Origin of the sequence: Delftia sp. UME58 (assembly GCF_014170385.1) — a bacterium.
GTDB lineage: Bacteria > Pseudomonadota > Gammaproteobacteria > Burkholderiales > Burkholderiaceae_C > Comamonas > Comamonas acidovorans.
This window is the reverse complement of the sequence record NZ_LZZV01000004.1, coordinates 55,743-77,691: the sequence shown is the minus strand read 5'-3', so window position 1 is coordinate 77,691 and position 21,949 is coordinate 55,743. Positions and strand designations below refer to the sequence as shown.

Genomic DNA, 21,949 nt, shown 5'->3' with positions numbered 1-21,949 from the left:
GCTATCAGAACGCGCTGGCCGAGCGCGTCAACGGGATCTTGAAGATGGAGTTCCTGCTGCATCGGCCTGCCGATCTGGCCCAGGCCAGCCGGATGGTCCAGCAGGCCGTGCAGATCTACAACCAGGAAAGACCGCACCTGTCCCTAAAATTGAAAACGCCCGATGAGGTTCATCGGGCGTCTCTGGCCGGCTGGATTACGCCGGATCGGTGTCCTTCATAGGTGTCAACCTATGGCAGGACGGGTCAGTTTTTTTGTTTGTGCGTCCGCCAACGATGGGGTGACGTGCCGGCCAAGGAGGCGGGCAGGGCCCGCGCTCCTCTGGCAGCGGTCAGGTGCCGATTCCGGCCTGTGCCTGCAGGTAGTCGTTTTGCAGCAGGTACATGCGGATGGCGTTGCGATACTGGCCGTTGGCGAAGAACTCGTCGATCAGCACGCCTTCCTGCACGAAGCCTATGCGGGCGTAGATGTGGATGGCCTTCTCGTTCTCCTGGTCCACATGGAGAAAGATCTTGTGCAGGTTGAGCGTCTTGAACCCATAGTCCAGCGCCAGCCGCGTTGCCTGGGCTGCGATGCCCTGGCCTTGCTGCTCGGGGGCGATGATGATCTGGAATTCGGCGCGCCGGTGGATCAGGTCGATCTCCACCAGCTCGACGAGGCCGGCGCGATCGCCCTGGTGCTCGACGATGAAGCGGCGCTCGGTCTGGTCGTGCACGTGGGCGTCGTAGAGTGCGGAAAGCTCGTCGAAGGTCTCGTAAGGCTCCTCGAACCAGTAGCGCATGATGGCGGCATTGTTGTTGAGCAGATGCACGGAGCGCAGATCTTCGCGCTCCAGGGGTCTCAGGCGGATGCTGTGATTCATGCGCTCATTGTGCGAGAGCCGCGGTATCCGGCTGCAGGCCACGGATTACCAGCCGGTAGATCAGCTCCGCTGCAGTGTCGTAGTCTTCGGCGGTCAGTGCCGGCTGGCCCAGCAGCAGCGCGAACTGGGCCTGCTGATCGGCATAGGCCTGGGTCACGGACCAGAGGATGAACATCAGGTGGGTGAAGTCCACGCGGGCAATCTTGCCCTGCGCCACCCAGCGCTCGAACGCCTGCACGTCTGCCGCCAGTGCCGGACCCACCTGGCTCGATATGGCATGTCCGAAGCGGGGCGCACCGGCCATCACCTCGCGCGTGAAGACCCTGGAGCCATGGGGCCGTTCGCGCGAGGACTGCAGCTTGGCCCGGATGTAGATGCGCAAGGCCTCTGCAGGGTCGTCGCCCCGCAGCAGGTCGGACATGCCGGCCAGCCACTGCGTCAGCACATCGCCCAGTACGCGCAGGTACAGCTCCTCCTTGCTGGCGAAGTAGTACAGCAGGTTGTGGCGGCTCAGGCCGGCGTCGTGCGCGATCAATTCCAGCGATGCGCCTTCGAAGCCGTATTGCGCGAAGTGCAGTTCGGCCGTCTGCAGGATGTTCAGCTCCTTGCGCAGCCGTGCGGCCGTGGGCTTGCGTGTGGCCGAACGGGCCTGGGAGGAGGGCGCAGTGTCAGAAAGGGTTGCCATTGCGCAGATGGTAAGTCGGGATAAGTTGCGTCATTTTGGTGCGATTGTCTGGCATCTTTCTTGCTGACGACTTTCTGGGTGATTTTACTGATTGGTAAATTTTTTCACCCGCGTACATTCCGTTCCATCCCCAGTGCGCCCGACAAGAGGCGTCACCCACACATGCGAGGACCACGATGAAACCTCCGAAGACTGTGTTGTTGGATCCGGTGCCCTGCAGGAGTCCTTCCTGCGGCCCGCCTTGCGTTGTTCGAGATGGTCCGGCGTGCGCCCGCATGCCGTGGCCCCCTTCACGCCCTCAATCCCGACTCTGGAGGATGCACCATGGATAGCCCCGCGCAACGCGCCTGCGGCATTGCCGCCGGCCGCCTGAACCTGGCCGACTACGCGGCCAATTTCTCGGACGCCCACCCCCCGCTGAACCGCTCGCAAGCCTTGATCGAGGCCGAGCGCTGCTACTACTGCTATGACGCGCCGTGCACCACGGCCTGTCCCACCAGCATCGATGTGCCGGCCTTCATCGCCCGCATCGCCCAGGACAACGTCCGTGGCGCGGCGCGTGAAATCCTCACAGCCAATCCGCTGGGCGGCATGTGCTCCCGTGTCTGCCCCACCGAGCAATTGTGCGAGCAGGCCTGCGTGCGCAACACCCAGGAAGACAAGCCGGTCGAAATTGGTGCGTTGCAGCGCTATGCGACCGATGCCTTCATGGCCTCCGGTGGTGCACCGCTGTTCCAGCGTGCCGCCGCCACGGGCCGCAAGGTGGCCGTGGTCGGGGCAGGGCCTGCCGGCCTGACCTGCGCCCACCAGCTGGCGCTGCAGGGCCACGAGGTGGTGCTGTTCGATGCCCGGCCCAAGCTGGGCGGACTCAATGAATACGGCCTGGCCAGCTACAAGACCCCGGGCGATTTCGCGCAAAAGGAAATCGACTGGCTGCTGTCCGTGGGCGGTATCACGCCGCGCAACAACCAGCGGCTGGGGCGTGACTTCACGCTGGATTCGCTGCTGGCCGAGCATGACGCCGTGTTCCTCGGCCTGGGCCTGGCGGGCGTCAATGCGCTGGGCGCGGCCGAGCCGCAGGCCGAAGGCTTGCGCAATGCGGTGGACTTCATTGCCGACATCCGCCAGGCGGCCGACAAATCCACGGTGCCGGTGGGCCGGCGCGTGGTGGTGATCGGCGGAGGCATGACGGCGGTGGATGCGTCCGTGCAGGCCAGGCTGCTGGGCGCCGACGAGGTCACCATGTTCTACCGCCGGGGCAAGGATGCGCTGTCCGCCTCCTGGGTGGAGCAGGAATGGGCGCAGACCCATGGCGTCAACCTGCGGCTGTGGGCCGCGCCCCAGGAGATCCTGGTGCAGGACGGCAAGGTCTGCGGCGTGCGCATGGCCTGCACCCGCATGGATGGCGGCAGGCTGCAGGTGACGCAGGAGGTGTTCGACGTGCCGGCCGACATGGTGCTCAAGGCCATTGGCCAGGCCTATGTCGGCACGCCGGCGGGCGCGGCCATTGCCCTGCGTGACGGCCGCATCGACACCGACGACGAAGGCCGCACCAGCGTGCCGCGCGTGTGGGCCGGCGGCGACTGCCGCGCCGGTGGCCAGGACCTGACCGTGCAGGCGGTGGAGCACGGCAAGGTCGCCGCGCGAGCCATGCACCAGGCGCTGACCAGCGCCGTGGCGGCCGGGGTTTGAGCGGCTGTGCCCGCGCTTTTCAAGGAGCATTGACATGGCAGACATCAGCAGCCGCTTTCTGGGCATTTCCAGCCCCAATCCGTTCTGGCTGGCCTCGGCACCGCCCACGGACAAGGAGATCAACGTCACCCGCGCATTCGAGGCCGGCTGGGGCGGCGTGGTGTGGAAGACGCTGGGCGAGGACCCGCATGTGGTCAACGTGAACGGGCCGCGCTACTCCACCCTCATGGCGCAGGACCGGCGCGTGATGGGCCTGAACAACATCGAGCTGATCACCGACCGGCCGCTGCGCACCAACCTGGAGGAGATGACCCGCGTGAAGAAGGCCTGGCCTGACCGTGCGCTGATCGCCTCGCTGATGGTGCCCTGCGTGGAGGAAAGCTGGAGGCGCATCCTGCCCATGGTGGAGGACACCGGCGCCGACGGGCTGGAGCTGAACTTCGGCTGCCCGCACGGCATGAGCGAGCGCGGCATGGGCGCGGCCGTGGGCCAGGTGCCCGAGTACATCCAGATGGTCACGCAGTGGTGCAAGCAGTACAGCCGGCTGCCCGTGATCGTGAAGCTCACGCCCAACATCACCGACGTGCGTTTTCCCGCGCGTGCGGCCAAGGCCGGCGGGGCGGATGCGGTCTCCCTGATCAACACCATCAACTCGGTGATGGGCGTGAATCTTGACACGCTGGTCATGCACCCCAGCACCGACGGCCAGGGCTCGCACGGCGGCTACTGCGGCCCGGCCGTCAAGCCCATCGCCCAGAACATGGTGGCCGAGATCGCGCGCGATCCGCAGACGGCGGGCCTGCCCATCTCGGGGATCGGCGGCATCACCACCTGGAAGGACGCGGCCGAGTACATCGCACTGGGATGCGGCAACGTCCAGGTGTGCACGGCGGCCATGGTCTACGGCTTTCGCATCGTGCAGGACATGTGCGACGGCCTGTCCAACTACATGGACGCGCACGGCTTTGCGCGCATCGAGGATTTCCAGGGCCGGGCAGTGCCCACGGTCAGGGACTGGAAGGACCTGAACCTCAACCACATCGACAAGGCCGTCATCAACCAGGACAGCTGCATCCAGTGCGGGCGCTGCCATGTGGTCTGCGAGGACACCTCCCACCAGGCCATCACCTTCAGCAAGGACGGCGGTGTGCGCCGGTTCGAGGTGGATGACACCGAATGCGTGGGCTGCAACCTGTGCGTGTCCATCTGCCCCGTGCCCGAGTGCATCACCATGCGCAGCCTGCAGCCGGGCGAGGTGGACGCTCGCACCGGCAAGACGGTCTCCGGCGACTATGCGAACTGGACCACGCATCCCAACAACCCCATGCGCCAGGCCGTGACGGCGCAGGGCTAGAGGGGGCATTGCGGCAGGTCGGCGCACGGACCGCATCCGGGCCGACCTGGCACGAAAAGCGCTTGATGCAAAAGGTCAGACCCTGGATCAGCAATGGATTGGTGATTTCTCTCTTCGAGAAGGAGCTTCGCAATGTCGCATGCCCCGCATTCCGGTGACTCCACAGGCAGCCTGTGGAATCACGACCTCGCGCCCACGCTGCCGAGCCAGCGCACCTGGACCTGGTACCACTTCGCCGCCCTGTGGATAGGCATGGTGATGTGCATCCCGGCATACACGCTGGCCGCCAGCATGATCACCAATGGCATGTCCTGGTCGCAGGCGGTGATGACGGTGTTCCTGGGCAATCTCATCGTGCTGATTCCCATGCTGCTCATCGGCCATGCCGGGGCCAGGTACGGCATTCCCTTCGCCGTGCTGGCCCGCGCCTCCTTCGGCACCCACGGCGCCAAGCTGCCCGCACTGCTGCGGGCCCTGGTGGCCTGCGGCTGGTACGGCATACAGACCTGGTTCGGCGGCATGATGATCTACACCCTGCTGGGCGTGCTGCTGGGCCATCCGCTGGAGGGCGAGAAGATCGCGGGCCTGGGCATCAATGTGGGGCAGCTGGTGTGCTTTCTGGTGTTCTGGGCCATACAGTTCTACTTCGTGGTGCATGGCATAGAGTCCATCCGCAAGCTGGAGACCTGGACCGCGCCACTCAAGATCGTGATCTGCTTCGTGCTGCTGGGCTGGGTCTACCAGAAAGCCGGCGGCTTCGGCCCCATCATGGAGCAGCCTTCGCAGTACGCGCCGGGCGGCCCCAAGGCGGGCCAGTTCATGTCGGTGTTCTGGCCGTCGCTGACCGCCATGGTGGGCTTCTGGGCGACGCTGGCGTTGAATATTCCGGACTTCACGCGGTTCGCCAAATCGCAGAAGGATCAGGTGGTGGGCCAGGCCATCGGCCTGCCCGTGCCCATGGGCCTGCTGGCCATGCTGGCGGTGGTGGTGACATCGGGCACGGTGGTGATCTACGGCAAGGCCCTGTGGGACCCCGTGGATGTTGCCAGCCGCATGACGGGCGCGGCCGTGCTGATCGCGCTCATCGTGCTGCTGATCGACACCGTGAGCGTGAACCTGGCGGCCAACCTGGTGGGGCCGGCCTATGACTTCTCCGCCCTGGCGCCCCGCAGGATCAGCTACCGCGTGGGGGGCTACATGACGGTGGCCATTGCCATCGTGATGATGCCCTGGAAGATTCTGGAGTCCACCGAGGGCTACATCTTCACCTGGCTGATCGGCTACTCGGCCCTGCTGGGGCCGATCGCGGGCATCCTGATGGTGGACTACTTCCTGGTGCGCAAAACGCAGCTGGTGGTGGAAGACCTGTACAGGGAAGAGGGCGCCTACCGCTACTCCAACGGCTGGAACTGGGTGGCCGTGGCGGCCTTCGCCCTGGGCGTGGCGCCCAACCTGCCCGGCTTCCTGCACGCGGCGTTCCCCGCTGCATTCCCGAACGTGGGTGATTTCTTCAAGCATGCCTATGACTACGCATGGTTCATCGGCCTGTTCATTGCCGGCGTGGTCTACCGCATCGGCATGGCAGGCCAGGTGGCCAAGGGCGCGCCCGCTCTGAGCAAGGCATAGGCCGGACCAACCAACAGGAGGCATGACGCTATGGGTCAATCACAGGGTTCGGTATGGGTGCGTGGCGGCACGGTTGTGAATGCAGACCGGCAGGAGAAGGCCGACGTGCTGTGTGTGGATGGGGCGATTGCGGCCGTGGGGCCGGATGTGGCGGCCCTGGTGCCGGCCGGGGCGCAGGTGATCGATGCCTCGGGGCAGTTCGTCATGCCCGGCGGCATCGATCCGCACACCCACATGCAACTGCCCTTCATGGGCACGGTCACGGCCGATGACTTCTACACCGGCACGGCGGCGGCGCTGGCCGGTGGCACCACCAGCATCATCGATTTCGTCATTCCCGATCCGCAGGAGCCGCTGCTGGACGCCTACCGCAAATGGCGCGGCTGGGCCGAGAAGGCTGCGGCCGACTACTCGTTCCACGTGGCCGTCACCTGGTGGAGCGACAGCGTCCATGCCGACATGGGCACGCTGGTGCGCGAGGAGGGCATCAACAGCTTCAAGCACTTCATGGCCTACAAGAACGCCATCATGTGCGACGACGAAACGCTGGTGAACAGCTTCAAGCGCGCGCTGGAGCTGGGCGCCATGCCCACGGTGCATGCCGAGAACGGCGAGCTGGTCTACCTGCTGCAGCAGGAAGTGGCCAAGATGGGCATCACCGGGCCCGAAGGCCACCCTCTGGCCCGCCCGCCCATGGTGGAGGCCGAGGCGGCCAACCGCGCCATCGCCATCGCCGGCGTGCTGGGCGTGCCCATCTACGTGGTGCATGTCAGCTGCACCGAGGCGGCGCAGGCCATTGCCGCCGCCCGTGCACGCGGCCAGCGTGTGTATGGCGAAGTGCTGGCCGGCCATCTGGTGATCGACGAAAGCGTGTACCGCGACCCCGACTTCGCGAAGGCTGCCGCCCATGTGATGAGCCCGCCCTTCCGGGCCAAGGGCCACCAGGAGGCCTTGTGGCAGGGCCTGCAGTCGGGCCAGCTGCACACCACGGCCACCGACCATTGCACCTTCTGCGCTGCGCAGAAAGCCATGGGCAGGGACAACTTCGCCAAGATCCCCAACGGCACCGGCGGCGTGGAAGAGCGCCTGGCCGTGATCTGGGACGCTGGCGTGAACACCGGCCGGCTGACGCCCAGCGAATTCGTGGCCATCACCTCGGCCAACACCGCGCGGCTGTTCAACATCTATCCGCGCAAGGGCCTGGTCGGCGTGGGGGCCGATGCCGATCTGGTCGTCTGGGACCCTGCCGCCACCCATACCCTGTCGGTCAAGACCCAGCATTCCAAGGGCGACTACAACATCTTCGAGGGCCGCACCGTGCAGGGCATGCCCAGCCACACCATCAGCCAGGGCGTGGTGGCCTATGCGCAGGGCGATCTGCGTGCCGAGATGGGCCGTGGCCGCTATATCAAGCGCCCGGCATTCGGCCCCAACTTCGACGCGGTCCAGCGCCGTGCCGCCGCGCTGCAGCCCACGGCCGTGGCGCGCTGAAGCCCGCATGACAAGGAGACAGCAATGGATACAGATACCCAAGTGAAGCAGGACATCGCACAACTGCGCGTCAACGGAAGCCGGCTGTGGGATTCACTCATGGAGCTGGCGCAGATCGGCGCCACGCCCAAGGGCGGCGTCTGCCGCCTGACGCTGACCGACCTGGACCGCCAGGGCCGTGACCTGGTGACCCGCTGGGCGCGCGAGGCAGGCATGACGGTGACCATCGACAAGATCGGCAACGGCTTCATGCGCCGGCCCGGGCGCGACAACAGCCTGCCGCCCATCATGACGGGCAGCCACATCGACACCCAGCCCACGGGCGGCAAGTTCGACGGCAACTACGGCGTGCTGGCGGGGCTGGAGGTGGTGCGCACGCTCAACGACCACGGCATCGAGACCGAAGCGCCCATCGAGGTGGCCTTCTGGACGAACGAGGAAGGCTCGCGCTTCGTGCCGGTGATGATGGGCTCCGGGGTGTTTGCCCGGGCCTTCACGCTGGAGCATGCCTATGCGGCCACCGACTCCGAAGGCAAGACCGTCAGGGACGAACTGGAGCGCATCGGCTATGTGGGCGGCCAGGAGCCCGGCGACCACCCGATCGGTGCCTATTTCGAAGCGCATATCGAGCAGGGCCCGGTGCTGGAGGACCATGCCAAGACCATTGGCGTGGTCACCGGCGTGCTGGGCATCCGCTGGTACGACTGCGTGGTCACGGGCATGGAGGCCCATGCCGGCCCCACGCCCATGGCGCTGCGCAAGGACGCGCTGCAGGCGGCCGCGCAGCTCATGCAGGAAGTGGTGGCCTGCGCCCACCGCCATCCGCCCCACGGGCGCGGCACCGTGGGCATGGTGCAGGTCCATCCCAACAGCCGCAACGTGATCCCGGGGCAGGTCAAATTCAGCATCGATCTGCGCAACGCCACCGATGCCGACTGCGAAGCCATGGACGCCGACATCCGTGCCGTGGCCGCGCGCATCAGCCAGGAGACGGGGCTGCCCATAGCGATCAACCTGGTCTCCAGCTACCCGGCCCAGCCCTTCCATGCCGACTGCGTGGATGCGGTGGCGCGCGCCGCCAAGGCCCTGGGCTACTCGCACATGCCCGTCGTCTCGGGCGCCGGGCATGATGCGGTCTACATGGCGCGGCTGGCACCGGCCGGCATGGTGTTCATCCCCTGCAAGGACGGCATCAGCCACAACGAGATCGAGGACGCCACGCCGGCCGACATCACCGCAGGCTGCAATGTGCTGATGCACGCCATGCTGGAACGCGCCAAAGTGGTGGGGTGATCCAAAAATCTGCTCAACTTGCCCGGAAGCCCTGTTTTGCACTGCTATACTTGCGGCTTCAACAAACGACAGGCGCGTAGCTCAGCTGGTTAGAGCACCACCTTGACATGGTGGGGGTCGTTGGTTCGAGTCCAATCGCGCCTACCAAATATATTGGTAAAAAGCCTCTCGGATAAAGTCCGAGGGGCTTTTTTTCGTCTGGACGATCTTTCTCGTGCAAATCCTGGCCCCCGCCCAGCTCGGAATTTGCATTGTTTTTTTTCGATGGCTTTCCGTGCTGTTTCCGTGACTGTGGCGCAATTGCTTCAATAAGCGCTTGCGTCAAAAAAAAGATCCTGGCAGCGCTGATTTATGGGTGGCATGCTTATTCATGGCAGGGCTGCCACTGATGACCATTTCATGCACAGCCATGGTGCATTGGCCACCTGCCCATGCCCCGCCCATGCCCCGCCCATGCCCCGCCCGTTCCAGGTCGGCAGCTCTCTTCCAGTCACCCTCCAGTTCCCGGGCCTGCATGACTTTCGCCGCGATCTTGCCACCGGCTCTTCCTGGCGCCGCTCTTTGACGCCACGATGTCGATATCACTGATTTCAGTGATATACATGTGGTGAAAATATATTGAAAATCCATTTTCAATAATCAATCGACTTTGCCAGGATTTTCTGCAGGCGTTTCTCTTGCGTTGGCATGCCAATGCTCCCATTGAACCTTCTCTTAATGAGAATGGCTGCATTGACATTAAAGAAAATGTTTGTAACTATCCGGCCGGTCTTTGGGCAGGGCAGGTGAATCGGCGTCGGAGCCACAGCTTTGAAGGGATCGGATCGATGGCGGGTACGGACAGCGGGGCGGAAGCGGGCGGTCTGAGAGCCCGCCTGATGGCGGCGGGAGCCGCCGATGTGCATCTTTCTCGGCGCAATGCTGCGGGGTTCGACGGTCTGGTCGCCTACGTGGTGGGCGGAGAGCGCGATACCCTGCAGGCTGCCCTGGCTGGCGCAGGCGATGCGGTGGTGCGGGTCAGCGCCTTGCCGCTGGATGACATGGGCGCAATCGACGAGGCCGCCCTGGCCGCATTGCCAGTCTGGTCGCCGGGCGCGGTCGACGCCGCGCAGCGGCAATGGGGCAGCGCCCTGGTCGCCCGGCCTGCCGTGCAGCCGGCTTCCCACCTGCACCTGTGCGATCTGCTGCCCGGCCGGCCCTTGCTGGGCGATCCGGCGCCCGCACCTGCGGCGCGGCGCGGCACGGTGCCTTTGCACGAGCGCATTCCTGCCATCCACCATTCGCCTGCGCTGCCGGACGCGGGTGTCGGATATGCGCTGGAGCAGGCGCTGGTGCGAGCGGCTGCGCGTCCCGCAGCGGGCATCGTCCATGTGGCTGCCGATCTTTCCCAGTCCCGCACCAGCTATGCGCAGCTGCTCGACGAGGCCTGCCGTACCCTGGGCGGGCTGCTGGCCCTGGGGCTGAAGGCGGGTGACACCGTCATCGTGGATGCCGGGGACAGTCGCCACCTGCTGCCGGTGTTCTGGGGCTGTGTGCTCGGCGGCCTGGTGCCGGCGCCTCTGGCACTGGGACCGGCGGCGGCCGGGGGGGCCGGCCTGGAGCGGCTGCTCAACTGCTGGGAGGTGGCGGGCAGGGCGCCCGTGGTCGGCTCTGCGGCAGCCCTGGCCGGCTTGCGGCCCCACGCCGCAGCGCTGCAGGGCATGCAACTGCTCGAGGCCCAGGCACTGCAGGCGGGTGCGCCCGCCCAGCCCTCGGCCAGCGCCGGGCCGGCGCAGCCCGCACTGATGCTGCTGACTTCGGGCAGCACCGGCACGCCCAAGGGCGTGGTACTGAGCCGCGGCAATCTGGCCGCCATGATCAGCGGCGTGCAGCAGCAACTGCGCTTCGTGCCCGGCGAGACCGCGCTGAACTGGATGCCGCTGGATCATGTGGGTGGCGTGGTGTTCCTGTGCGTGATGCCTACGGTGCTGGGCCTGGACCAGGTCCAGGTGGATACGGCCACCATTCTCGAGGCTCCCGCGCGCTGGCTGGACCTGGTGGCCGAGCACCGGGTCGCAGCGGTGTGGGCGCCCAACTTTGCATTCGACCTGCTGCTGCGTGCAGCCCGCAGCCAGGCCCCCGGCCATTGGGACCTGTCCTGTTTGCGCATGCTCATCAATGCCGGGGAGCCGGTGTCGGAGCCGGTCCTCGTGGATTTCGAGCGCCGCTTTGCGCAGGACGGGCTCAGGCAGGGCGCCGTCTGGATGTCCTTCGGCATGACCGAGACGGTGTCTGCGTTCTCGCTGCGCCGCTGGACAGCGTCCGGCGAGGCGGTGACCAGCCTGGGCCACCCGATCGCAGGCGGTGCACAGCGCATCGTGGACGATGCAGGCCGCACCCTGATGGAGGGTGAGATCGGGCGGGTCGAACTCAGCGGGCCCTCGGTGTTCTCGGGCTATCACGGCCGGCCCGACCTCACGGCCGAGGCGCTGCGCGATGGCTGGTTCCAGACCGGCGACATGGGGTTCCTGCGTTCGGGCGAGCTGCACATCGTGGGCCGCGTCAAGGAAATGATCATCGTCAACGGTGCCAATTTCTACAGCGCCGAGATCGAGGAGGCCGCTGCGCGCGTGCCCGGCCTGGACCGCCAGGGGCTGGCTGCCATCGGCGTGCGCCCGGCCGGCGCGGCCACCGACCAGTTGGTGCTGTTCTTTCACGCGCCAGGCGCTGGCGAGCCGCAACTGCGCCGTTCGCTCATGCGCGCCTTGCGCATGCGCCTGGGCCAGGACCTGGGATTGGCCGTGGACCATTTCATTGCCGTGCCGCCCGAGCGCCTGCCGCGCACGGGTGCCGGCAAGGTGCAGCGCGTGGAGCTGCGCCGCCTGGTGGAGGCAGGGGCCTTCGATCGCGAAATCAAGGATGCCGCCTGCCTGATCGGCGGTGCAGGCACCGTGCCTGCCTGGTTTGCCCGGCCCGTATGGCGCCCGCGCCAGCACGATGCGTCGCCGGCCATGGCGCCTGCGCAGGCGCATGCGTTGACTGTGGCGCTGTGTGGTGCCGGCGCCCAGGCGCTGGCGCAATTGCAGGCCCTGCAGCCCCGTCACCGCTGGATGGCGCTGGACGATACCGGGTCACCGGCCGATGCCGTGGCCGCGTTGCGCGAGTGGGCGCCTGATGTGCTGGTGCTGGCCGGTGAACAGGCGCTGGCGCCTGGCCTGCTGCAGGCAGCCCGCTGGCTGGCGGCCCCCGGCGGGCATGTGCCGGGCCGGTTGCTGGTCTGCGCAGGTACGGGCCAGGACGAGGGCCAGCGGGCGATGGCGCGCGCGGTCCTGCGCAGTCTGGAGGCCGAGATGCCTGCCTTGCGCTGCCGCCATGTCGCCTGGGGCGACGCCGGTGTCGCTGCCGATGCCGCCGTTCTTGATGCCGCCGGGCTGTGTGCGGAGCTGGGCTGCAGCCAGCGCGAGCCCGAGGTGCTGTGGCATGCCGGCGTGCGGCGGGTGCGGCGCCTGCTGCCCCTGGTTCCCGAGGCTGCAGGGCATCAGGGATTCCAGGAGCAGGGGCTGTACCTGCTGGCCGGTGGGCTGGGGGGCGTGGGCTTTTTGCTGGCCCGGCACCTGCTCGGCCGGTACCGCGCCCGGCTGCTCATCGTCGGCCGTGCCCCTGCTGTGGCGCGCCGGCAGCCGCTGGAACTGCTTTCGCGCAGCGGGGCGCTCCTGTACGTGCAGGCCGATGTCACCGACCCCGCCGCCCTGCAGGCCGCGGTGGTCCAGGCGCAGCAGCACTTCGGACAGACGCTGGCCGGCGTGGTGCAACTGGCGGTCGAGTCGCGCCTGGCCCTGTGTGCGGAGGAAGAAGAGCAATGCTTTGCCCGGGCGCAGCGCGCCAAGGTCGAGGGAACGCGCCATTTGCACGCCCTGATCGCCCACGATCCCCGGGCCCTGTTCCTGGTGGCCGGCTCGGTCATGGGCCTGCTGGGGGGGCGCCGCGTGGCGGCCTATGCGGCGGGGGATGCCTGGCAGATGGCCTTTGTGGAGCGACAGGCGCACAGCGCCGGTGGCGCCCGCTGCCGCTACCTGGGTTTTTCGGCGTGGCGGGACACCGGCCTGAGCCGCCAGGTGTCGAACCCGGCGCTGTTCGCCGCCTCGGGCTATCTGTCGATCGATGAGGCGCAGGGCCTGCAGGCCTTCGAATTGGCGGTGCGCGGCGAGCAGCCTGTCATGACCGTGGGCCTGGACTTCGGCCATCCCCGCCATGCCGCGCTGCGCGAGGGCGCCATCTGCGGTGCCGATGAGCTGGTCTGGGTGCGTGAAGGCGCCGCAGTCGACGCGCGCCGCGCCGGCGAAGAGGAGCAAGTGGATCAAGTGGAGCAAGTGAATGAAGTGGCCGGCAGCGGTGACCCGTCCGCACCGCATCGGTGGCTGCACGATGCCTGTGGCCGGCCGGTGAGCGTGCCGGTGCTGAACGTCGCATCCCTGCCCACCGATGCCCGGGGGGCGCTGGACCGCGCGGCCCTTTTGCGCCTGGCTGCGGGCATGGCATCCAGCGCAGCGCCACGCAATGCGTTCGAGCGCTACATGGTGCGCCTGTGGTGCAAGGCGCTGGGCCTGGCCGACTGCGGTGTGGACGACGACTTCTTCTCGCTGGGCGGCAATTCGCTGGGGGCGGCGCAGATCGCGGCGCGCACGCGGGAGCTGTTTCGCGTCGATATATCGATGGCCGAGCTGTTGCGCCACCCCTGCATGGCAGATTTTTGCCAGCGCGTGATTGCGCTGGAATCCCGCCCGGGAATCACGCTGGCCATTGCGGGCCGGCTGTTCGAGATCGAAAGCATGACCCCTGATCAAAAGGCGGCCGCCCACGGCGCTGCAGCAACCAAGGCGCTGCCATGAGCACGGGCGGTTTTTCCGACGACGATCTGCTGGCGGCCCTGCTGGCCGAGGATGGGTTCGAGCTGCCAGACACGCAGGCGCCAGGCGCCGCGCCGCGTGCCGCAGATGCGCCCGTGACCGCGCTGTCGGCGCAGCAGCGGCTATGGATGATGGAGCGCATTCATGGGGCTCGCGGCGAGTTCAACCTTGGCCTTGCCGTGCGCTTTGGTGGCGCGGCGCCCGATGTGGCCGCGCTGCAGGCCGCACTGACCGCCCTGGCGCAGCGCCATGAAAGCCTGCGTGCGCGCTTCGAGGATGCCGATGGCGAAGCGGCGCGCCTGGTCTTCGATGCGCTGGATGCATTGCCGCTGGCAGTGCACGATGTCGGCCCGGCATCGATGCCGCAGGCGCTGCAGGACGCGGCGGCCCGGCCTTTCTCGCTGGAGCGGGGCAGCCTCTTCCGGGCCGATCTGTTGCGCGCCCCCGGCGAGCAGGTGCTGCTGCTGGGTTTTCACCACGCCATCATCGACCTGTGGTCGGCCTCGCTGGTGCTGCGCGAGCTGGCCGCTCTCTACGCCGCGCAGCTGGGCGGGGCGGCCGCAGACCTGCCGCAGCCGCAGCGCTTTGGCGACTACGTCGCCTGGCTGGGCGACAGCGCCCGGCAGCAGGCCGTGCCGGCCCTGACAGCGTACTGGCGCAACAGGCTTGCAGGCCTGCCGCCGCTGCTGGAGCTGCCCTTTGCCGGGCCGCGCGAGGCGGGCCAGGACCGGTGCGGCCGTATCGCGGTGGTGCTTGCGCCCGCGCTGGCGGCGGACCTGGGAAGATTCGCCGCCGCCTGTGGCACCACGCCTTTCACCGTGGTGCTGGCCGCCTTCAATGCCGTCCTGGCGCGCTTCACCGGCCAGGACGATCTGGCCGTGGGCGTGCCCGTGTCCAACCGCCACCGACCCCACACCGGCGGCACCGTGGGCTTCCTGGTGGAGACCCTGGTGCTGCGCACCGACCTGCGCGCAGACCCCGGTTTTGCAGCCCTGGTGGAGCGCGTGCGCGAAGCCTGCCTTGAGGATTTTGCCCACCAGGACCTGCCGCTGCAGGCCGTGGTGCAGGCGGTCAACCCGCCGCGCCTGCCGGGGGTGCAGCCGCTGTACCAGGCCATGCTTGTCTTCCAGGCCCTGCCTGCGCTGCGCGAGGCGGCCGGCGATGTCCTGCTGACGGGACAGGCCGTTCCCCTGCCTGTGGCACGGGCCGATCTCACGCTGGAGCTGGACCAGGGGCGCGACGATGGCGCCATTGCGGGCTGGCTGGAGTACCGCGAGGGCCTGGTGGATGAGCAGGTGGCTCAGGCCATCGCCATCGCATTGCCGGTGCTGCTGCAAGCGGCGCTGGCCCAGCCCTCGCTGCCGCTGTCCGTGCTGCCGCTGCAGCGGCCGGCCGACGCACGGCGCGGCCTGGACGCACTGCATCCGGCGCCGCTGGGCGAGCGCATCGAGAGCGCAGGCAGCCTGGCGGCGATGTTCGAGCGGCGCGCGCGCCAGTCGCCCGCCGCGACTGCGCTGATAGATGCGGGCCGCGCAGTCAGCTACCAGGAACTGGACCGGCGCTCGGCGACCCTGGCGGCGCACCTTGTCGCGCAGCTTGGCGCATCGATGGCCACGGGGGCCGGGGCAGGGGGGGCTGCAGCCGGCATTCCCGTGGCCGTGTGTCTGCCGCGCGGTGCCGACCTGGCCGTGGCCCTGCTGGCCGTGCTGCGCGCCGGCGCGGCCTTTGTGCCCATGGACCCGGACCATCCTGCGCAGCGCCTGGCCTATATGCTGGCCGACAGCGGTGCATCGGTGCTGCTGGCACAGGGCCGGCCCGCATGGCTGCCGGCCGCAGGCGCTCCCCTGCTCATCGATCCCGGCATGCCGTTGCCGGAGGCCCAGGCGCCTGCGCTGTGCATCGGCCCCGATACCCTGGCCTACGTGCTCTACACCTCGGGCTCCACGGGCGAGCCCAAGGCTGTCATGGGGCTGCACCGCGGCGCCGTGAATCGCCTGCTGTGGATGTGGGATGCCTATCCCTTTGTCGCGGGCGAAGTGTGCTGCCAGAAGACCACGCCGGCCTTCGTCGATTTCATCTGGGAGTTCTTCGGCCCCCTGCTGGCGGGCGTGCCCAGCGTGGTGCTGGCGCATGCCGATGTGGTGGACCCGCATGCCTTTGCCGGCGCACTGGCGCGCCATGGGGTGACCCGGCTGGTGGTGGTTCCCTCGCTGCTCAAGGCCCTGCTGGAGCCGGCCGCTGATACGGCAGGCCTGCTGCCCGCGCTGCGGCACTGTACGGTCAGCGGCGAGGCGCTTTCCAGCGACCTGGCCGGCCGCTTTCTTGCGGCCCTGCCGGGCTGCCGCCTGCTCAACCTCTATGGCTCCTCTGAAATCTCGGCCGACTCGACCTTCCAGGAGGTGACACAGGCCGGTGGCCATCTCGTTCCCATAGGCCGGCCCATTCCGGGCCACCGCATTGCGGTCTGCGACGCCGCTGGCCAGGCGCTGCCCGTGGGGGTGGCAGGGGAGATCGTGGTGGGCGGCGATGGCCTGGCGCTCGGCTACCTGGGCCGCGAGCGGGAGACCCGGCAGCGCTTCCAGCCCACTGCGGCCCTGGACGGCGCCCGGGGCTTTCGCACCGGCGACCTGGGCCGCTGGCGGCCCGATGGCGGTCTTGACTGCCTGGGGCGGCTGGATCGGCAGATGAAAATCCGTGGCGTTCGCGTAGACCCTGCGGAGGTGCGCGCGGCCCTGTTGCTTCACCCCGGCGTGGCCGACGCGGCCGCCGCCGGATGGGTGGGCACCGACGGCGAGACCGTCCTGGCCGCCTGGGTGGTACACCTGCCGGGGCATGCGCCCGCGGCCTCCGCACTGCATGCCTGGTTGCACGATCGCCTTCCCCGTGCAGCGCTGCCCAGTGCCTATGTGCGTCTGGCGCAGCTGCCGCTCAATCCGAACGGCAAGGTCGATGTGCGCGCCTTGCCGGCCCCGGGTCCCGACGACCTGCCGGCGAGCGGCGAGGGCAACGCGCCCCGCCTGCCGCTGACGTCCGCACAGGCGCGCCTGGCCGATGTCTGGGAGCGCGTGATCGGCTCCCGTCCCGGCAGCGCCGACGCGGATTTCTTCATGATGGGCGGGCATTCGCTCAATGCGGCCCGGCTGGCCCAGGCCGTCCGCCAGGAATGGGGCGTGCCGCTGGACGCGGCGGCCGTGTTCGAGGTGCCGACGCTGGCCGCCATGGCGACGCGCATCGGCCAGGCTGCGCCCGGCGCGGGCCTGCCGGCCATCGGCCGGGGGGCGGCGCATCCGGGGCGCGAGGCTCGCGCCTCCTCCAACCAGGAACGCCTGTGGCTGATCGAGCAGCATGAGGCCCAGCGCGGCGCCTACAACCAGGTGGTGTGCTACCGCACTGGCGCCGGGCTGGATGCCGGAAGGCTGGAGCAGGCACTGCGCGCCGTGGTGCTGCGCCACGAGGCCTTGCGCACCCGCCTGGTGCTGCGCGATGGCCTGCTGTGGCAGCAGGTGGGGGAGGCCGGTGATTTCTCGCTGGGTCGGCGGGATCTCTCGGGCCCCGGTGCCGAAGCGGCGCTGGAGCGCTTTCTGGACGACGAAGTGGCGCGGCCGACTGCGCTGGACCACGCGCTGCCCTGTTCGGCCACGCTGGTCACCCTGGGCATGCACGACCACGCGCTGGTGATTTCCATGCACCACACGGCGGTGGACGGCCAGTCCTGCGAAATATTCATGCGGGAGCTGGCGCATGCGCTGCAGGGCGGTGATCTGTCGGCGCTGCCGCAGCCCCTGCAATGCATCGATGTGTCCGAGTGGCAGCGCGCCTGCGGCGACGAGGGCCTGTGGGCACCGCAGCTCGAACACTGGCGGCGCGCACTGGCCGCCGCCCCCGCCGTGCTGGGACTGCAGCCCGAGCGCATGCCGCAGCGGCGCAGCTACCGCAATGCCCGGGCCGCACTCTGCCTGCCGCCGGCGAGCATGCAGCGGGTCACGGCAGCGGCGCGGCAAGCGCGCACCACGCCCTTTGCGTTGCTGCTGGCCGTATGGGCTGCCACCCTGGCACGCTTTGGCGGTGATGCCGAAGTCATGGTTGCAACCCCCGTTTCCGCGCGCGAACGCGAGGGCATGGACAGCGCGGTCGGCTTCTTCAGCAACACCGTCGTCCTGCGCGTGGGCGTCAGCGGCAGTACCGGCCTGGATGTGCTGGCCCGCACCGTGCGCGACCAGCTGGCCGAGGCGCTGCGCCACCAGGATGTGCCCTTCGCCCAGGTGGTGGAGGCCTCGGGCGTGCCCCGCGCCGCGCAGCGCCCCGCGCTGGCACAGGCGATGTTCGTGCTCTCCCGGGGGCAGGACTGGGATCTGGTGTTCGACGGGCAGCGCGTCCCGCCCCGTATCCAGGCCGCACCGGTGTCGCGCTGCGACCTGTCGCTGGCCTTGCTGGCAAGGCAGGGCGAAGACGACCTCGTGCTCGGCGGTCATATCGAATATGCGGCCGATCTCTTCGGCCCCGCGCTGGCGGCGCGGCTGGCTTCGGCTTTTTCGGCCCTGCTGGAGGCCGCCTTGCAGCAGCCTGCCGCGCCGCTGGACGGCCATCCGCTGTGCGATGCGCATGAACAGGCCCTGCTGGACAGGCTGGCCTGCGCTGCGGCGCCGCCGCAACGGTTGAACCCGCCGCACCGGGGTCCGCAGCGGCTCGATGCGCTGCTGCGCCGCGCCGCCGCGCAGCATCCCGGCCTGCCAGCCGTGGCCAGCATGGCGGGCGCGCCGCAGGCGATGGACTATGGGCAGCTGTCGCGCCTGGCCTCGGCCTATGCACGCTGGTTGCGCAGCAAGGGGGTGCAGGCAGGCGACTGCGTGGCGCTGGTCGCGCAGCGCTCGCCCGCGCTCATCGTGGCGCTGGCCGGGTTGTGGGAGGCGGGGGCCACCGTGGTTCCCGTGGACCCTGCCTATCCCGGCGCGCGCATCGCTGCCATGCTGGAGGATGCCTGCGCCACGGCCGTGGTGGCCGAGGCGCCCGTCGCGGGCTGCAGCCTGCCCCTGTGGCCCCTGCCCATGTCACTGTCCTTTCCCGTGGCAGGCGAGCCAGGCTCAGGCGTTGACTTGGTCGAGGGCCAGGACCAGGGCGCCCCTGGCGCCAGCGCCGCGCCGGCAGGCCATGGCGACGAAGCCCTGGCCTGCATCATCTTCACCTCGGGCTCCACGGGCCGGCCCAAGGGCGTGCGCGTCACGCATGCCGCACTGTGCCGGCTGGCCGAGGCGGCGGGCACGGCCTTCGGCATCGGGCCCGGCAGCCGCGTGCTGCAGATGGCGGCCTTCGGCTTCGACGTGGCCATGTCCGATATCGCCTTCGCCCTGTCGGCCGGTGCCTGCCTGTGCCTGGCCTCGCGCGATCAACTCCTGCCTGGCGCCCCGCTGGTCGGCACGCTGCAGGCCATGGCCGTCACCCACCTGCAGATCCCGGCCTCGCTGCTGGTGGCCACGCCGGTGGCGGACCTGCCGTGCCTGCAGACCCTGGTCGTCGGCGGGGAACGCTGTCCCGATGCCGTGGCCGATGCATGGTCGCGCGGGCGCAGCCTTTTCGTGGCCTACGGCCCGACCGAGGCTACCGTGACAGCCACCGCCGCGCGCCATCTGCCGGGCCAGTCGCCGGGCATAGGCCGCCCGCTGGGCGATGCGCGCCTGTACGTGGTGGACGACAAGGGACGGCGGGTTCCCGTGGGGGTGGCCGGGGAGATCTGGATCGGCGGCCCGAATGTCAGTCCCGGCTATGTCGCCAGCGGCATGGGCGACGGACGTTTCGGCCCCGATCCTTTTGACGGCTCGGGGGGCGCACGCCTGTACCGCAGCGGTGACCGGGGCCGGTGGCGTGAAGACGGAACCCTGGAATTCCTCGGGCGCATGGACCGCCAGATCAAGCTGCGCGGCTTTCGCATCGAGCCTGGCGAGATCGAGGCCGCCCTGCTGGAGCAGCCCGGCGTGGCCCAGGCCTTTGCCATGCCCTGGACCGATGCACAGGGCCAGCAGCGCCTGGCCGCCTGGGTGGCCGGTGGCCAGGATCTGGACGCGGCAGCCTTGCGCGCGCGGCTGCGCGGCACGCTGGCCCCGCACATGGTGCCGGCCGTGGTGGTGCGCGTGGATGCGATGCCGCTGACTGCGCATGGAAAGATCGACAGCAGGGCGTTGCCGCAACCGCAGTTCGATGGCGGGCCGGACGGCGGCAGCCGGACCCCCTTGCCGGCGCCGATGCCCGCGGCCACGCAGGCACGCGTGGCCGCGCTGTGGAGCGAGGTGCTCGGCCGTGCCGGCATCGATGCGGATGCCAACTTCTTCGACGTGGGTGGCCACTCGCTGCTGCTGGTGGCGCTGCACGACAGGCTGGGATCGGACCTGGGTGTATCCGTGCCCATCAGCGAGCTGTTTCGCTTCACGACCATCCGCAGCCAGGCTGCGTATCTGGACGCGCTCCGGTCCCCGCACGCTGGTGCAGCGCCGGTGGCCCAGCGGGTGCCGCAGCCTGCGGGCGAACAGGATGTGGCCGTCATCGGCATGGCCTGCCGCTATCCCGGTGCGCCTGATCTCGATGCCTATTGGCGCCTGCTGCTCGAAGGCCGCGAGGGCATCGACCATGGTGGCGCGCAAGACGCTCCGCTTCCGGGCTTCGTGGGCTCGACCGGGCACATCGGCGATGCGGACTGCTTTGATGCGGCCTTCTTCGGCGTGGGTCCGCGCGATGCCCTGACCTTCGACCCGCAGCACCGCGTGGCGCTGGAGTGCGCCTGGCACACGCTGGAGCATGCGGGCTACACGCCCGAAGCCCATGGCGGGCGCATCGGCGTCTTCCTGGGCGTGGGCACCAACACCTATCTGCGCGTGCTGTATCCGGGCGGCGAACTGCCGGCCGGCGCCGACACCTACCACGCGCTGTCATGCAATGACAAGGACTTTGCCGCCAGCCGCATCGCCTATCACCTGAACCTCAAGGGCCCGGCCATGGCCGTGCAGACGGCCTGCTCCTCGTCCCTGGTCGCGGTGGACATGGCCTGCCGTGCCCTCCGCGAGGGCAGTGCCGAGATGGCCCTGGCCGGGGGGGTGTCCATCCAGTTCCCGCAGCGCGACGGCTACGTCCACCAGCCCGGCATGATCCTGTCGCCCGATGGACGCTGCCGCCCCTTCTCGGCCGACGCGGGCGGCACCGTGCCGGGAGGCGGCGTGGGCATGGTGCTGCTGAAATCGCTGTCCCGCGCCCTGGCCGATGGCGACAACGTGCTCGCCGTGGTGCGCGGCAGCGCCGTCAACAATGACGGCTCCGCCAAGGTCGGCTACACCGCGCCCGGCGCCGACGGGCAGGCCGCGGTGATTGCCGCCGCGCTGGCAGCGGCGCGCCTGGCTCCGGCCGACATCGACTACATCGAGGCCCATGGCACGGGCACGGCACTGGGCGACCCGGTGGAGATCGCGGCCCTGGGCCGTGTTTTCGGCAACACAGCCGGTGGCGCGGGCGCGCAGGACACGGCGGCCCGCAGCCGTCCCCTGGCGCTGGGCTCCGTCAAGAGCAACATCGGCCATGCCGATACGGCTGCAGGCATTGCAGGCTTCATCAAGGCCGTGCTGGCCGTGCACCATGGCGTGCTCCCGGCCAGCCTGCATTTTTCGGCCCCCAATCCGCATGCGGACTTTGCCTCCGTCCCCATCGAGGTGGTCTCCCGGCAGCGGCCGTGGACGCATGACGGCACGCGCCGCGCAGGCATCAGTGCCTTCGGCATCGGCGGCACGAATGCGCATGTGGTGATCGAGCAGGCGGCGGCGCACGCGCCCCATGGGTCCAGCACGGGCGCGCTGCCGCAGGCCTGGGTGCTGCCGCTGTCGGCGCGCACGCCGGCCGCGCTGCAGGCAGGCCTGCTGGCCCTGGCAGGGATGCTGGACAAGGCGCCAGAGACTTCGCTGGCCGACCTCTCGTTCACGCTGCACCAGGGCCGGGTCGCATTTGCCTGGCGCGCGGCCGTGGTGGCGCACGGCACGGCCCAGGCGGCGGCGCTGCTGCGCCGTGCCGCGCCCTGTCAGGTGTCCC

11 protein-coding genes and 1 tRNA gene (1 of these 12 running past the window's edge) are annotated in these 21,949 nt (G+C 69.0%); 9 read left to right on the top strand and 3 right to left on the bottom strand.

What is annotated here, in order from left to right; translation table 11 throughout:
- Window positions 1–221 (top strand): integrase core domain-containing protein (locus A9976_RS00885; RefSeq protein ID WP_183017419.1); only part of this gene is annotated, 221 nt, incomplete at its 5' end.
- A 109-nt stretch (window positions 222–330) separates the two neighbouring features.
- Here the strand turns inward: A9976_RS00885 and speG are convergent.
- Together speG and A9976_RS00875 are read right to left on the bottom strand one after the other, a co-directional pair.
- Window positions 331–861, bottom strand: coding sequence for a spermidine N1-acetyltransferase (gene speG / locus A9976_RS00880; protein ID WP_012204707.1), 531 nt, complete (start codon window positions 859–861; stop codon window positions 331–333).
- 4 nt (window positions 862–865) lie between these two features.
- On the bottom strand, window positions 866–1,546 hold the full coding sequence (locus tag A9976_RS00875) for a TetR/AcrR family transcriptional regulator (protein ID WP_183017418.1): 681 nt from the start codon (window positions 1,544–1,546) through the stop codon (window positions 866–868).
- Window positions 1,547–1,870: 324 nt separating this feature from the next.
- On the opposite strand from A9976_RS00875, the gene A9976_RS00870 reads away from it, so the two are divergent.
- The 6 genes from A9976_RS00870 (at window position 1,871) to A9976_RS00845 (ending at window position 9,149) form a co-directional block, all read left to right on the top strand.
- Window positions 1,871–3,238 (top strand): NAD(P)-dependent oxidoreductase, encoded by a 1,368-nt coding sequence (locus A9976_RS00870; protein ID WP_183017417.1) that lies wholly within the window; start codon window positions 1,871–1,873, stop codon window positions 3,236–3,238.
- 34 nt (window positions 3,239–3,272) lie between these two features.
- Window positions 3,273–4,592: an NAD-dependent dihydropyrimidine dehydrogenase subunit PreA gene (gene preA, locus A9976_RS00865; protein WP_183017416.1), complete on the top strand. Its 1,320-nt coding sequence runs from the start codon at window positions 3,273–3,275 to the stop codon at window positions 4,590–4,592.
- Window positions 4,593–4,724: 132 nt separating this feature from the next.
- Entirely contained in the window at window positions 4,725–6,218 is a 1,494-nt protein-coding gene (locus A9976_RS00860) for an NCS1 family nucleobase:cation symporter-1 (protein WP_183017415.1), read from the top strand.
- 30 nt (window positions 6,219–6,248) lie between these two features.
- A complete protein-coding gene (hydA, locus tag A9976_RS00855) occupies window positions 6,249–7,709 on the top strand; it encodes a dihydropyrimidinase (protein ID WP_183017414.1) in 1,461 nt (486 codons plus the stop codon).
- A 24-nt stretch (window positions 7,710–7,733) separates the two neighbouring features.
- A complete protein-coding gene (locus A9976_RS00850; protein ID WP_183017413.1) occupies window positions 7,734–9,002 on the top strand; it encodes a Zn-dependent hydrolase in 1,269 nt (422 codons plus the stop codon).
- Window positions 9,003–9,072: 70 nt separating this feature from the next.
- Window positions 9,073–9,149 (top strand) — tRNA-Val (locus A9976_RS00845).
- A 174-nt stretch (window positions 9,150–9,323) separates the two neighbouring features.
- Here A9976_RS00845 and A9976_RS00840 read toward each other — a convergent pair.
- Window positions 9,324–9,632 carry a hypothetical protein gene (locus A9976_RS00840; protein ID WP_183017412.1) on the bottom strand — a complete coding sequence of 103 codons (309 nt, stop codon included), beginning with the start codon at window positions 9,630–9,632 and terminating at the stop codon, window positions 9,324–9,326.
- A gap of 248 nt (window positions 9,633–9,880) precedes the next feature.
- On the opposite strand from A9976_RS00840, the gene A9976_RS00835 reads away from it, so the two are divergent.
- Together A9976_RS00835 and A9976_RS00830 are read left to right on the top strand one after the other, a co-directional pair.
- Window positions 9,881–13,870 (top strand): SDR family NAD(P)-dependent oxidoreductase, encoded by a 3,990-nt coding sequence (locus A9976_RS00835; protein WP_259649060.1) that lies wholly within the window; start codon window positions 9,881–9,883, stop codon window positions 13,868–13,870.
- Window positions 13,867–21,949: the 5' portion of a non-ribosomal peptide synthetase/type I polyketide synthase gene (locus A9976_RS00830; RefSeq protein ID WP_183017410.1), read on the top strand. Its footprint extends 2,981 nt past the window's final position; only the first 8,083 of its 11,064 coding nucleotides appear in the window; the start codon lies at window positions 13,867–13,869; the stop codon falls past the right edge of the window. Before A9976_RS00835 ends, A9976_RS00830 begins: the two co-directional genes overlap by 4 nt.

Excerpts from the sequence above, each read along its gene's own strand:
- A9976_RS00835 (WP_259649060.1), top strand. The coding sequence starts at position 9,881 with ATGGCGGCGGGAGCCGCCGATGTGCATCTTTCTCGGCGCAATGCTGCG.
- preA (WP_183017416.1), top strand. The coding sequence starts at position 3,273 with ATGGCAGACATCAGCAGCCGCTTTCTGGGCATTTCCAGCCCCAATCCG.
- A9976_RS00870 (WP_183017417.1), top strand. The coding sequence starts at position 1,871 with ATGGATAGCCCCGCGCAACGCGCCTGCGGCATTGCCGCCGGCCGCCTG.
- A9976_RS00860 (WP_183017415.1), top strand. The coding sequence starts at position 4,725 with ATGTCGCATGCCCCGCATTCCGGTGACTCCACAGGCAGCCTGTGGAAT.
- A9976_RS00850 (WP_183017413.1), top strand. The coding sequence starts at position 7,734 with ATGGATACAGATACCCAAGTGAAGCAGGACATCGCACAACTGCGCGTC.
- speG (WP_012204707.1), bottom strand. The coding sequence starts at position 861 with ATGAATCACAGCATCCGCCTGAGACCCCTGGAGCGCGAAGATCTGCGC.
- A9976_RS00840 (WP_183017412.1), bottom strand. The coding sequence starts at position 9,632 with ATGGATTTTCAATATATTTTCACCACATGTATATCACTGAAATCAGTG.
- hydA (WP_183017414.1), top strand. The coding sequence starts at position 6,249 with ATGGGTCAATCACAGGGTTCGGTATGGGTGCGTGGCGGCACGGTTGTG.
- A9976_RS00875 (WP_183017418.1), bottom strand. The coding sequence starts at position 1,546 with ATGGCAACCCTTTCTGACACTGCGCCCTCCTCCCAGGCCCGTTCGGCC.